The 12,565-nt window shown below is 62.5% G+C and carries 11 protein-coding genes; 9 read left to right on the plus strand and 2 right to left on the minus strand.

Features of this window, described 5'->3' with window-relative positions; all coding sequences use genetic code 11:
• Positions 1-73 precede the first annotated feature (73 nt).
• Positions 74-442, plus strand: a complete 369-nt coding sequence (locus PCJ49_RS22280) for a LysR family transcriptional regulator (RefSeq protein ID WP_269912898.1) — start codon at positions 74-76, stop codon at positions 440-442.
• A gap of 17 nt (positions 443-459) precedes the next feature.
• Entirely contained in the window at positions 460-933 is a 474-nt protein-coding gene (locus PCJ49_RS22285; RefSeq protein ID WP_269912899.1) for a low molecular weight protein-tyrosine-phosphatase, read from the plus strand.
• A 169-nt stretch (positions 934-1,102) separates the two neighbouring features.
• On the opposite strand, the gene PCJ49_RS22290 is transcribed toward PCJ49_RS22285, so the two are convergent.
• Both PCJ49_RS22290 and PCJ49_RS22295 read right to left on the minus strand, forming a co-directional pair.
• Positions 1,103-1,954 (minus strand): DUF4743 domain-containing protein, encoded by an 852-nt coding sequence (locus PCJ49_RS22290; protein WP_269912900.1) that lies wholly within the window; start codon positions 1,952-1,954, stop codon positions 1,103-1,105.
• A 14-nt stretch (positions 1,955-1,968) separates the two neighbouring features.
• Positions 1,969-3,225, minus strand: coding sequence for a TCR/Tet family MFS transporter (locus PCJ49_RS22295; protein WP_269912901.1), 1,257 nt, complete (start codon positions 3,223-3,225; stop codon positions 1,969-1,971).
• Between the two features lie 120 nt (positions 3,226-3,345).
• Here PCJ49_RS22295 and PCJ49_RS22300 point away from each other — a divergent pair, with 120 nt between their 5' ends.
• From PCJ49_RS22300 to PCJ49_RS22330, 7 genes are all read left to right on the plus strand, one after another.
• Entirely contained in the window at positions 3,346-3,537 is a 192-nt protein-coding gene (locus PCJ49_RS22300) for a twin transmembrane helix small protein (protein WP_089285956.1), read from the plus strand.
• A gap of 68 nt (positions 3,538-3,605) precedes the next feature.
• Positions 3,606-4,199 (plus strand): cob(I)yrinic acid a,c-diamide adenosyltransferase, encoded by a 594-nt coding sequence (locus PCJ49_RS22305; RefSeq protein WP_269912902.1) that lies wholly within the window; start codon positions 3,606-3,608, stop codon positions 4,197-4,199.
• A 380-nt stretch (positions 4,200-4,579) separates the two neighbouring features.
• Positions 4,580-5,329, plus strand: coding sequence for an electron transfer flavoprotein subunit beta/FixA family protein (locus tag PCJ49_RS22310; RefSeq protein ID WP_089285958.1), 750 nt, complete (start codon positions 4,580-4,582; stop codon positions 5,327-5,329).
• A 295-nt stretch (positions 5,330-5,624) separates the two neighbouring features.
• Positions 5,625-6,566, plus strand: a complete 942-nt coding sequence (locus tag PCJ49_RS22315) for an FAD-binding protein (RefSeq protein ID WP_269912903.1) — start codon at positions 5,625-5,627, stop codon at positions 6,564-6,566.
• Positions 6,567-6,710: 144 nt separating this feature from the next.
• Positions 6,711-7,583 (plus strand): 3-hydroxybutyryl-CoA dehydrogenase, encoded by an 873-nt coding sequence (locus tag PCJ49_RS22320; protein ID WP_089285960.1) that lies wholly within the window; start codon positions 6,711-6,713, stop codon positions 7,581-7,583.
• 159 nt (positions 7,584-7,742) lie between these two features.
• Entirely contained in the window at positions 7,743-9,878 is a 2,136-nt protein-coding gene (locus tag PCJ49_RS22325) for a TonB-dependent siderophore receptor (RefSeq protein ID WP_269912904.1), read from the plus strand.
• An 874-nt stretch (positions 9,879-10,752) separates the two neighbouring features.
• Positions 10,753-12,525, plus strand: a complete 1,773-nt coding sequence (locus tag PCJ49_RS22330; RefSeq protein WP_269912905.1) for a L,D-transpeptidase family protein — start codon at positions 10,753-10,755, stop codon at positions 12,523-12,525.
• Positions 12,526-12,565: the final 40 nt, after the last annotated feature.

The raw sequence follows: 12,565 nt of genomic DNA on the forward strand, positions 1-12,565 counted from the left end.
CCTATCCTGTGCTATGTGAAGGGGGCGGCGTTCGGCCGCCCCCTTTTCTTTGCCCCGTCACCGCCGGTTCCCCATGCCGATCCGCCTTACCCTGCGTCTGGATTTCGCCAATGGTCACCGGCTGGGCCCCGGCAAGGTGCGGCTGCTGGAAGCGATTGACGAACATGGTTCCATCTCTGCCGCCGGGCGGGCGCTGGGCATGTCCTATCGCCGGGCCTGGCTGTTGCTGGATGAGATCAACCGCGCCTTCACCCAGCCCGCCGTCGCCGGGCAAACCGGGGGCAGCGGCGGCGGCGGTACGGCCCTGACCGATTGGGGGCGCGAACTGGTCACGCTTTATCGCGGGCTGGAGGCCAGCAGCAGCGGGGCCGGGGCCGGCGCGCTGGATCGGATCGATGCTATGCTGAACCCTGCTGAAACGCACGAAATCCCGACGAAATAACGTAACCGGTCACGAAAATGATCAATATCCTGTTTGTCTGTACGGGTAATATCTGCCGCTCCCCCACCGCGGAGGGCGTGTTCCGCCATCTGGTGGACAGGGAAGGTCTGTCCGACCGGCTGTCGGTCGACAGCGCCGGCACCCATGCCTATCATGTCGGGGAAAGCCCGGATCACCGTTCCATCGCCGCCGCAGCCCGGCGTGGCTATGACCTGTCAGACCTGCGGGCGCGCGTGCTGGTGCCGGCCGATTATGACCGGTTCGATCTGCTGCTGGCGATGGATCGCGGGCATCTGGAGATCATGCGGCGCAAGCAGCCGCCGGGATCGAGGGCGCGGTTGGCCCTGTTCATGGCCGAAGCCCCCGCCCCCCTGACCAACCGCGACGTGCCCGACCCCTATTATGGCGAGGGCCGGCATTTCGGGGAGGTGCTGGATCTGGTGGAAGCCGGCAGCCGGGCCTGGATCAAGGTTCTAACTTCTCAGGCGTGACCGGTCACGGGTCTGTGCCCTGTTGCCATGATAAGAACCGATCGGTTCTTATCATGGCCCTCAATCGCCGGCAGGCGCCTCCGCGCCCTTGGCTACGCGGCACGGGCCGCGCGGCGGCAGTCGCCGCCGTAACCAAGTTGCGATGACCAGAACTCATCACAACTTGGTTTTACCGCCGCAAACCCCGGCATAAATCCAGATATTCCGGATGGTCCGGCCCCAGCCAGCCATGGCGGATCAGGAAGTCGATCACCACCAGATTAACGTTGAATTTCCAGTCATTCGTCTGGGCGATGCCGGCGGCCACCTTCTCCAGCGGCCAGAGTTCGAACCGTTCCACCTCCCCATCCGTATTGCGGGGGATGAAATCGGCGGGCAGTTCCAGGTCATAGATGAACAGGACGTCCGGCTTCAGGCCCTTTTTCTGTTCCATGACATAGGTAATGGCCCCCACCGGCCGGGCCTGCAGGGCCAGGTCTGGCGGCAGGTCGGCTTCCTCTCGTGCTTCCTTCAGCAGATTTTCCTGCAAGCTCAGGCCCAGCGGCTGGCCGCCGGCGACCAGATTATCATATTGGCCGGGGGCCACGCCGCGATCCATGGCCCGCTTGCCGACCCAGAGGTGAATGCCATCGGCCCGGCGGACAAAGCCGTTAACATGAACGCCATAGGCAGTGACGCCGAAAAACGGGATGGCGGCGCGATCCATGGCCAGCAAGGGGGCCGCCCCCCATGCCGTCTGCACCCCATACATTTCCCGGCGCAGGCGGGGGATGACGCCATCTGCCACCAGATGTTCCAGCACCGAACCGACAGCCTCCGTGCGCTGGTCCGGCTGGTCCAGCGCGGGGGACAAGCTTACCCCTTCCCCCTCTGGCTGAAAAACATCGGGGAAGGCCAGTAACCGGTCACGAAATGCCGGGCGTATCCACCCAACCAGATGATTTTCCACCCGAAAGGGGCGAAAGCCTGCCATATCGTGGCTGTTGCAGCGTTGGATATGGCGCAGGAAGCCGCTGGGCATGGTTCTGGCTTTTCTCAGGCTGTTTCGCCGGTGCTGGCGATGATGGGGGAGGGGGCGGCCCGCCGCAAGGCCCAGATGGCAATCAGGCCAGCCAACAGCAGGCAACCTGCCCCGAAGAGGAAGGGAATGCCAGCTTTCAGGCTGTGGGCGCTTTCGCCCGCCGTGAACAGGCCGAACAGCTCCGCCCCGATCAGGGGGGCGAAGATGAAGGTCAGGCTCTGCACGCTGGCAAAGGCACCCTGCACCGACCCTTGTTCATTGGCCCCGACCGAGCGTGTCACCACGCTCTGGATGGCGGGGGAACTGATGCCGGCCAGGGCATGGATAAGGATGGCCCCGACGAACAGGGCGCCGCTGCCCGCCATGCCATAGCCCAGATAGGCCAATGCCTCGATGGTCAGGCCCAGCAGGGCCGTGCGGGTTTCCCCCAGCCGGCGGACGATGCGGCTGATCAAAGCGCCCTGCACCACGGCCGTGGCCAGGCCCAAGGCGGCCAGCGACAGGCCGTTTTCCAGCTCCCCCCATTTGAACAGCTTGGTGGTGTAAAGCACCCAGATGGTTTGCAGCACGCCCATGGCCAGCACCGAACAGGTGCGCGATGCTGCCAGCCCCAGCACGGCCGGGTGTTTGGCCAGCGCTGTCAGGCTGCCCACCGGGTTGGCCCGGCGCCAGCTGAAGGGCCGGCGGTTGGCGGGGGCCAGCGATTCGGGCAGCACGAACAGGCCATAGAGGAAATTCACCCCCGCCAGCCCGGCGGCGACCATGAAGGGCAGGCGCAGATGGATTTCCCCCAGCAGCCCGCCCAGCGCCGGCCCGGCAATGAAGCCCAGTCCGAAGGCGGCCCCGACCAGCCCGAAATTTTTGGCCCGATTCTCCGCCGTGGAGATATCGGCAATATAGGCATTGGCGGCCGTGATGTTGGCTGCCGTCAGCCCGGCCACCAGCCGCGCCCCAAGCAGCCAGCCCAGGCCAGGGGCGAAGGCCATGAACAGCTGGTCGATGGCGGCCCCGGCGACAGAGGCCAGGATGACCGGCCGCCGCCCGAACCGGTCGGACAAAGCCCCCAGCACCGGCGCGAAGGCGAACTGCATGATGGAAAAGCTGGCCACCATCATCCCCATCCACCAGGCGGCATGGGCATCATCGGCACTGAAATGCCGGACCAGCGACGGCACCACGGGAATGACCAGACCAAAGGTCAGCACATCCAGGAAGATGGTGACCAAAATGAAGGGGATGCCGGCCTGACGGGCGGGCTTGCTGTGCGACATGGGGGCGTTCCAGGCGGGCGAGGGTGCGCCTTGATAGCAGAGGTGGCCCGGCGCCGCAGCCATCGCTTTTTCGGATTTTGGGCCTGTGCGCCGGCCTCTCACCGCGCTATATCAGATCGCATGAGCGCGATACTGATCTTCCTCATGGTCCTGGCCATGATTGCCACCCTGGCCGTTCTGATCGTCGGCCTGTTTGGCATGGCGCGGGGCGGCGATTTCAACGCCAAATATGGCAACCGCCTGATGTGGTGGCGCGTGCGCCTGCAGGTGCTGGCGCTGGTTCTGTTCGCGCTGGTCTTCATCGCGTCTTGATTGGGGCCGCCCCGCCCTCTATCTCCTGCGGCAGCAGTTCATTACCAGTTCATTGAGGCGGGGTTTCCATGGTCAGGCTGACGCGCATCTATACCCGTGGCGGGGACAAGGGCCAGACCTCCCTGGGCGATGGCAGCCGCGTGCCCAAGCATGATCTGCGTGTTGCCGCTTATGGCACGGTGGATGAGGCCAATGCCGCCCTGGGGCTGGCCCGGCTGCATACCGGTGGCCGGCCCGATGATCCGGTGCTGGTCGATGCCGATGCCATGCTGGGCCGTATCCAGAATGATCTGTTCGATCTGGGGGCCGATCTCTGCACCCCGGAACAGGAAAATCCGCCCTATCCGCCGCTGCGGATCATCGACCGGCAGGTCGACCGGCTGGAGGCGGAGATTGACCGCATGAATGAAGAGCTCTCCCCGCTGAACAGCTTCATCCTGCCCGGCGGTAGCCCGGCTGCCGCCTTCCTGCATCTGGGCCGCACCATCGTGCGCCGGGCTGAGCGGGAGATGACCGAGCTGGCCTTGCATGAGGCGGTGGGCGCCCCAGCCCTGAAATATATCAACCGTCTGTCCGACCATCTGTTCGTGCTGGGTCGCTACCTGAATGATAAGGGGGCGGCCGATGTTCTGTGGGTGCCGGGGCTGACGCGCGGTGAATGATCCCGCACCGGCAATCCCGTGTGCCATGCATTGCACCCTTGCATCTGAAACGAATTTGGCTAATATCTTCCTATTACGTAAACGTAATGCAACATCAGAAATGTTGCGATGCAGCATGATGGTGGGGCGTAAGGTGGCAGGGTTGCCGGTATCGGCGGGGTGCTTGCGGCTGGATTGGATATAAAGTTTCAATCTGGTGGTTTCTGGCGCATTCTATTGACAGGTGCGCCGCAGCAATCCTATCTTCCCGCCCGTTTATGCGGGCTGGACGGCAGGCGACGAATGCCCAATCTTATGCCCCCGAACATAAGGCTGAATGCCTGATACGCGGCCGGGATGCCTGTCCTTCCCGGTCAGACATGAAGCAAGGGGATCGCCGAATGAAACTCCTGGTCGCCGTAAAGCGCGTTGTTGATTACAACGTGAAGGTCCGCGTGAAGCCCGACGAGAGCGGTGTCGAGCTTGCGAATGTGAAGATGTCGATGAACCCGTTCGACGAGATCGCGGTTGAAGAGGCGGTGCGCCTGAAGGAAGCTGGCAAGGCGACAGAGATTGTGGTTGTCTCCATCGGCCCGGCGGGCGCGCAGGAGACGATCCGCACCGGTCTGGCCATGGGTGGCGACCGGGGCATTCTGGTGCAGACCGACGCGGAGGTGCAGCCGCTGGCCGTCGCCAAGCTGCTGAAGGCGGTGGTGGCCAAGGAAGCGCCCGATCTGGTGATCCTGGGCAAGCAGGCCATTGACGATGACGCCAACCAGACCGGTCAGGCGCTGGCGGCGCTGCTGGGTTGGGGCCAGGGGACGTTTGCCTCCAAGGTGGCGCCGGCCGATGGCAAGGTTGCGGTGACGCGCGAGATTGATGGCGGTCTGGAAACGGTGGAACTGAAGCTGCCGGCGGTGGTGACCACCGACCTGCGCCTGAACGAGCCGCGCTATGCCTCGCTGCCCAACATCATGAAGGCGAAGAAGAAGCCGATCGAGGTGCTGGCGCCGGACGCGCTGGGCGTGGATATCACCCCGCGCCTGACCACGCTGAAAGTGACCGAACCGCCCAAGCGCAAGGGCGGCATCAAGGTCGCCAGCGTGGACGAGCTGGTTGCCAAGCTGCGCGATGAAGCGCGTGTGATCTGAGCTGCTGTAACGCCTGACGGCTTTGTGGGCCTGTTTGATAAGGGCTCGGTTCAAAGGCGCTGACGGTCGGTTTCCCCTTGCACTGTCATTTCAGTACTTTCTCAACCGTCATTCCCGCGAAGGCGGGAATCCAAGCAACAGAGCGGGTTATGGATTCCCGCCTTCGCGGGAATGACGGTTGAGGGGTAAGACGATGGTGGTGATAACGGCAACCCTTCCCCGGTCGGCTGCCATGAACAGTGCCTTCCTTCCCTTCCCCGACAAAGCCGCTCCCCCGATTGAGGAGACACCCATCATGAGCATTCTGGTAATCGCCGAACCCACGAGCGGCGCTGTGAAGAAGCCGACGCTGACCGCCCTGGGGGCGGCGGCGAAGATTGGCGGGGAAACCCATGTGCTGGTGGCTGGCCAGGGCGTGGCCGATGCCGGTACGGCGGCCGCCAAGGCCGCCGGCGTGGCCAAGGCGCTGGTCGCCGACAGTGCCGAATATGCCAACCCGCTGGCCGAGAACTTCGCCCCGCTGGTGGTGGCCGCCGTGAAGGCCGGTGGCTATGGCCATGTGCTGTTCCCGGCCACCACCTTCGGCAAGAATCTGGCCCCGCGCGTGGCGGCTTTGCTGGATGTGCAGCAGATCAGCGAGATCAGCGGCGTGGTGTCGCCCGACACGTTCGAACGCCCGATCTATGCCGGCAATGCCATTGCCACGGTGAAGTCGGCCGACGCCATCAAGGTGATCACCGTGCGCGGCACGGCGTTTGAGGCCGCGGCGGAAACGGGCGGTGCCGGTACGGTGGAGGCCCTGGCCGCCACGGGCGATGCTGGCCTGTCCAGCTTTGTCGGCGCCGAGCTGACCAAGTCCGAACGGCCGGAACTGACGGCAGCGCGGGTGATTGTCTCGGGCGGTCGCGGGATGCAGTCGGGCGAGAATTTCCCGCTGCTGGACGCGCTGGCCGACAAGCTGGGCGCGGCCGTGGGCGCATCGCGCGCGGCGGTGGATGCCGGTTTCGTGCCCAACGATTATCAGGTCGGCCAGACCGGCAAGATCGTGGCGCCGGAACTGTACATCGCCGTCGGTATCTCCGGCGCCATCCAGCATCTGGCCGGCATGAAGGACAGCAAGGTCATCGTCGCCATCAACAAGGATGAAGAGGCGCCGATGTTCCAGGTGGCCGATTACGGCATCGTTGGCGATCTGTTCAAGATCGTCCCCGAACTGACCGCCGCTCTGGCAAAGTAAAGCGCTGTGGCCGCTGCACCCGGCCCCTAAGGGGCAAGGTGCAGCGGCGCACTTCCATATTGGACATTTGTCGCGGGGCCAATTCGCCCCCATCCGTGGCAGAATAGCCGCATAGGTTTCCAACCCGGCGCGGGGGATTAGGTGATGATCGAGAAAGTTGGCGTTATCGGTGCGGGTCAGATGGGCAGCGGCATTGCGCAGGTCTGCGCCGTGGCAGGCCTGACGGTAAAGATATCCGATATCTCCGCCGACCAACTGGCCAAGGCTGTGGCAGGCATCGGCAAGAATCTGGACCGGCAGGTCGCCAAGGGCAAGCTGTCGGCCGAGGATAAGGACGCCGCCCTGGCCCGGATCGAAACCGGCACCAGCCACGCCATCTTCGCCGATTGCGATCTGGTGATCGAAGCGGCGACGGAGAGCGAGGATGTGAAGCGCCAGATCCTGAAGATGCTGGTGCCGAACCTGAAGCCGTCGGCCATCATCGCCACCAACACCTCTTCCATCTCCATCACCCGGCTGGCGGCTTCCACCGACCGGCCCGGCAAGTTCATGGGGATGCATTTCATGAACCCCGTGCCGGTGATGCAGCTGGTGGAGCTGATCCGCGGCATCGCCACCGATGATGATACGTTTCAGGCCATCAAGGCGCTGACGCTGAAGCTGGGCAAGACAGCGGCCATTGCCGAGGATTTCCCCGCCTTCATCGTCAACCGCATCCTGCTGCCGATGATCAACGAAGCCGTCTACACGCTCTATGAGGGCGTCGGCTCGGTGGAGGCCATCGACACCGCCCTGAAGCTTGGCGCCAACCACCCGATGGGCCCGCTGGAACTGGCGGATTTCATCGGTCTGGATACCTGCCTGTCCATCATGCAGGTGCTGTATGAGGGGCTGGCGGACAGCAAGTACCGCCCTTGCCCGCTGCTGGTGAAATATGTTGAGGCTGGCTGGCTGGGCCGCAAGGTCGGGCGCGGCTTCTATGATTATTCCGGCCCCACCCCGCGCCCGACGCGGTAACGGTTCGGTTCTCTCCGCGCCGCCCTGCCAGAACGGGGCGGCGCGTTTGCGCGGCGCAAGGCAATGCAGTTCTGCCCTTTCTCATGAGGCTATTGATAATAATTATTAGTTAAATTATCAGCAGCAGCCATGGCATGTTGAACGCTGTGGGGGCTGGAGATGAAGTGGAAGATCGCGTTGCTGCTGGGGGGTGCGCTTGCCGCCTATGGCAATGTTGCGGGGGCGGAGCAGGCCCGCGACGGCGACAAGGTGGAAGAGATTGTTGTCATCGGCACCTACACCATGCCCGACAAGATCGACACGGCCACCGGCCTGGGGCTGACCGTGCGGGAAACGCCGCAATCGGTCAGCATCATCACCGCACAGCGCATCCTGGACCAGAATCTGGTCAGCATCGCCGATGTGATCGACCGGGCGGCCGGCGTCTCGGCGCTGGAAACCGATGATGTCCGCAATGAATTCTACGCCCGTGGGTTTGAGATCCGGAATTATCAGGTCGATGGGGTGCCGCTGGCCTGGACGCTGGGCGGCGGGGCCGGGGAGACCATGGCCGACGTCTCCCTTTATGAACGGGTGGAGATTGTGCGCGGCGCCACCGGCCTGCTGACCGGGGCCGGGGAGCCCTCGGCCTCCGTCAATCTGGTGCGCAAACATGCCGACAGCAAGGATTGGACGGGCTATGCCGCCGCCGGCTATGGCAGTTGGAACAGCTGGAACCTGTCGGGCGATATTGGCGGTGCCGTCACCGATAATGGCCGCGTGCGGGTGCGCGGCGTTGTCCGCTACGAGGAAGGGGAGAGCAATGTCGATCTCTATGAGAATCGCAAGCTCGCCCTTTATGGCACGGCCGATGTGGATGTGACCGAAGACACCCTGCTGCGCGTGGGGTTCAGCCGCCAGAAAGGGGAGCCAAACGCTCCCTCCTGGGGCGCTTTGCCCACCTTCTATGCCGATGGCACGCTGACCGACTGGCCACGCTCCAAAAGCGCCTCAGCAAGCTGGAGCTATTGGGACACGACGAACGAGAATCTGTTCGTCTCCCTGAAGCATGAATTCAGTGACCGCTGGAGCCTGGTCGCCAATTACAACCGGATGCGCAATGCGGAGAAGAGCAAGCTGCTCTATCTCTCCGGTCTGGTCGACAAGGCGACGGGCGATATCCAGTTCAGCTATCCCTACAAGGATGACGGGCAGAGCATCCAGAACAGCTATGACGCCCAGCTCAAGGGGCAGGTGCCCCTGTTTGGCCGCGACCATGAACTGGTGCTGGGCGCGCTGCATAGCCAGCAGAAGCGCCATACCTATAGTTTCGCGGCGCTGAGCTTCCCGCCGGGCAAGGATTTCGAACATTGGAACGGGGCGACCTATCCCGACCCCGGTTTCAGCAATACCGCCAACCTGGATGTAAAGGAACAGACGGAGCAGACCGGCTATTACGGGGCGCTGCGCCTGAATATCAGCGATGATCTGAAGCTGATCGGTGGCGGCCGCCTGTCCACCTGGAAGAAGAAGGGCGTCAGCTATCTGGTGCAGAGCGATTATGGCGATAAGAATGTTTTCATCCCCTATGCTGGCGCCCTCTATGATCTGACGCCGCAGCACCGGGTCTATGCCAGCTTCACGGAAATTTTCCGGCCGCAGCCGGAACGGGACCGCACCCTGGCCCAGTTGGACCCGTTGCAGGGCCAATCCTATGAGATCGGCCTGAAAAGCGCCTTCCTGGATGAGGCGCTGCAGACCTCCGTGGCCTTGTTCCGCATCGAACAGGATAATCTGGCCGAGCCCGATATCATGCTGGTGCCGCCGGGTGGCGGCCTGCCGCAGCAGACCTACAGGGCCGCCAAAGGCACCGTCAGTCGCGGGTTTGAGCTGGAGGCTTCCGGCCAGCCCCTGGAGGGCTGGAATATCAGCGTCGGCTACAGCCAGTTCATCGCCGAAAATGCCCAAGGGGCGGCGGTCATCACCAACCAGCCGCGCAAGCTGTTCAAGCTGTTCACCACCTACCGGCTGCCAGGCGCGCTGGAGGCGCTGACCATCGGCGGCGGCGTCAATTATCGCAGCAAGGTCTATTTCGATGGCACCAACCCGGTGACCGGTCTGGCGTACCGGTTCCAGCAGGATGGCTATGTGCTGGTCGATCTGATGGCCCGCTATGCCGTGACCGAGGATGTGCAGCTTCAGCTCAATGTGGAGAATCTGTTCGACAAGACCTATTACAGCCAGACCGGTTTCTATTCGCAGTATCGTTACGGCAAGCCGCGTAACTACACGGTCAGCGCCACCTATCGGTTCTGATCCGCTGAGTAGCCGCAGGGGGAAGCAAATCCCCTGCGGACCTCTCCTATGTGGCCCTATCCATCATATAAAAGCCATTTTCATTTCATTACATCCATGAGTCCGTCTGAAAAATTTTCCTTCTTTATCAACATTTTAATGTTTTAATCCCGTCACCCCGGCGAAGGCCGGGGTCCAGTTCGTAGAGCAAAGCGCCTGTGATTCTGGACCCCGGCCTTCGCCGGGGTGACGGTAGCGTTTAAAGATAAGACGTGTCAGATGTTGAGATAATGTGAAACTTTCCGGACGGGCTCTATGAAACGAAGGAACGCCATTGGCGAGTGTGGAAAAGACAGGGTGCTTCTTTCGATAAAAAATAAAGCGCCAATGCATTTCTCTCTGTTCGTAAGGAGGGTGTGAGTATAAAATCCATATTGACGCATGTTTTGTCGTTTTTTCTCGGGTTCATTATATGTTTTTTGGTTTTTTATTATTATATATCTCAGTTTGAAATCATGGTCGTAGACTAATGGCCTGTACGGAAAATTTTATATTATTTCAATGCTTTACATGTTTGGACTTTCTGTATCACCGTCACCCATGCTGCGGCCGGGGTCCAGTATCGTAGAGCGAAACGCCTGTGGCCCCTGGACCCCGGCCTTCGCCGGGGTGACGGTGAGGATGCGGTAAGGTATTGAGAATGAATAAAAATCTTTCAGACTGATACTCAGCAATGAAAATGATGCGGCTGCAAATCCCCTGCGGCCCCCGCATATCTGGCCCCCCATCACCAAAACGCCATGTTGTCCTGATCTTTTAAACGGGCGACGGCGCTGCCCTTTTGCGGCATAGCTTCGTTGATAAGGGTATGTGCAATCAAACGGGAGCGGGGGCGGTGCTGGTTTCTTCCACCAATATGCGGGCGGGCCTGATCGCAGGTCTGCTGTTGCTGGCACCGCTGGCCGATGCGGCTGCTGCCCCGGCGCGGAATTTTGGCCAGGCCCTGCAGCAGCGGCTGGTGGGTGGTGTCGGCACGCCCAAGACTGACCGTGACGGCCAGGATTTACAAATCCTGGGCCGCTTCTATGAAGGGCGCAAGCTGGCCCCCCTCTGGGTGGTGGATGGCCATCCCACGCCGCGCGCCTCCGCCTTGCTGGCCCTGTTGCAGGGGGCCGATGCCGATGGGCTGGATTCGCGCCATTATGGCGTTGCCCGCATCCAGACCCTGATGGAACGGGGCGACAGCCCCGATGCCCAGGCCGAACTGGAAGTGCTGCTGTCGCACGGCGCCCTGGATTTCGGCCGCGATCTGGCCACCGGCCGGCTGGAGCCGAGCGAGGTGGATACCGAACTCTATATGGATAAGCGGGAGATTGACGGCCAGTTGCTGCTGACGAAGCTGGCCGACAATACCGATCCGGCGGGCGTGCTGTTGCCGCTGGCCCCCTCCCGCCCGGAATATGCCCGCCTGCGCACAGCACTCGCCCAATATCGCGCCCTGGCCGCCGCCGGCGGCTGGAAACCGGTGCCGATGGTGGAGGTTTCCCTGAAACCGGGGGAAAGCGATGCCGAACGCCTGCCGGCCCTGCGCGACCGGCTGCGCGTCACCGGGGAGCTGGCGGCCAATGCCCCGGTGCCGGAAGACCCGGCCTTGTTCGACGAGGTGACGGTACAGGCGCTGAAACTGTTCCAGCGCCGCCACGGGCTGGAACCCGATGGCGTGATGGGCAAGCAGACGGTGCTGACCCTGAATGTGCCGGCCGATCAGCGCGCCGCCCAGATCATGATGAATCTGGAGCGCTGGCGCTGGATGCCGCGCGATCTGGGGCCGAATTACATCCTGGTCAATCTGGCCGCCTTCGGCCTGTCCATCTTTGAACATGACAAGGTGGTGCATTCGGCCCGGGTGGTGGTGGGCACCACCAGCACCCGCACCCCCGTCTTTTCCCGCAATATGAGCTATCTGGAGGTCAATCCCTATTGGCATGTGCCGTCCAAGATCGTGCGGGATGAGATTTTCCCCAAGGCGAAGAAAGACCCGTCATATCTGGCCAAGCATGATTACGAATTGCTGGCCAATGGCACGGAAGGGGCCGTCGCGGTTGATCCCGCCACCCTGGACTGGGCCCATATGAAGGGCCTGCCCTATCGCGTGCGGCAGAAGCCGGGCGACAAGAACAGCCTGGGTCGCATCAAGATGATGTTCCCCAACGAGTTCGACATCTATCTGCACGACACGCCGTCCAAGGGCCTGTTCAACCGGGCGAATCGCAGCTTCAGCCATGGCTGCATCCGGGTGGAAAACCCGTTCGATGTGGCGGAAACCATCCTGCGCCTGACCAACACCACCAGTTGGGACCGGGCCAAGCTGGATGCGGCCCTGCAGACCGGGGAACGCACCATCGTGCGGCTGAAACAGCCGATTCCCATCCACATCACCTATGTCACCGCCTTTGTGGAGGATGATGGCACGGTGGATTTCCGCTCTGACATCTATGGCCGCGACCGCAAGCTGGCCGCCGCCATGCGGGCCAGCCGGGTGAAGCTGGATGCAGTGGAGGCAGAGGCCCGCACGGCGCCTGCTTCCGCCCCGCCACCGCCCGCCACGCCGGCACCCGGTCTGAACCCGGCACCCGCCGTCAGCGGAATGGGTAGCGTTACCCCTTGATTGTGCTTGCTTTTACGTTTTGTTCCCGGTTTCAGACGGA

The organism is Niveispirillum sp. BGYR6 (assembly GCF_027568365.1).
Lineage (GTDB): Bacteria > Pseudomonadota > Alphaproteobacteria > Azospirillales > Azospirillaceae > Niveispirillum.

Coding starts and splice junctions, on each gene's coding strand:
- PCJ49_RS22290 (WP_269912900.1), bottom strand. CDS start 1,954: ATGCCCAGCGGCTTCCTGCGCCATATCCAACGCTGCAACAGCCACGAT.
- PCJ49_RS22300 (WP_089285956.1), top strand. CDS start 3,346: ATGAGCGCGATACTGATCTTCCTCATGGTCCTGGCCATGATTGCCACC.
- PCJ49_RS22320 (WP_089285960.1), top strand. CDS start 6,711: ATGATCGAGAAAGTTGGCGTTATCGGTGCGGGTCAGATGGGCAGCGGC.
- PCJ49_RS22295 (WP_269912901.1), bottom strand. CDS start 3,225: ATGTCGCACAGCAAGCCCGCCCGTCAGGCCGGCATCCCCTTCATTTTG.
- PCJ49_RS22285 (WP_269912899.1), top strand. CDS start 460: ATGATCAATATCCTGTTTGTCTGTACGGGTAATATCTGCCGCTCCCCC.
- PCJ49_RS22280 (WP_269912898.1), top strand. CDS start 74: ATGCCGATCCGCCTTACCCTGCGTCTGGATTTCGCCAATGGTCACCGG.
- PCJ49_RS22325 (WP_269912904.1), top strand. CDS start 7,743: ATGAAGTGGAAGATCGCGTTGCTGCTGGGGGGTGCGCTTGCCGCCTAT.
- PCJ49_RS22305 (WP_269912902.1), top strand. CDS start 3,606: ATGGTCAGGCTGACGCGCATCTATACCCGTGGCGGGGACAAGGGCCAG.
- PCJ49_RS22315 (WP_269912903.1), top strand. CDS start 5,625: ATGAGCATTCTGGTAATCGCCGAACCCACGAGCGGCGCTGTGAAGAAG.
- PCJ49_RS22310 (WP_089285958.1), top strand. CDS start 4,580: ATGAAACTCCTGGTCGCCGTAAAGCGCGTTGTTGATTACAACGTGAAG.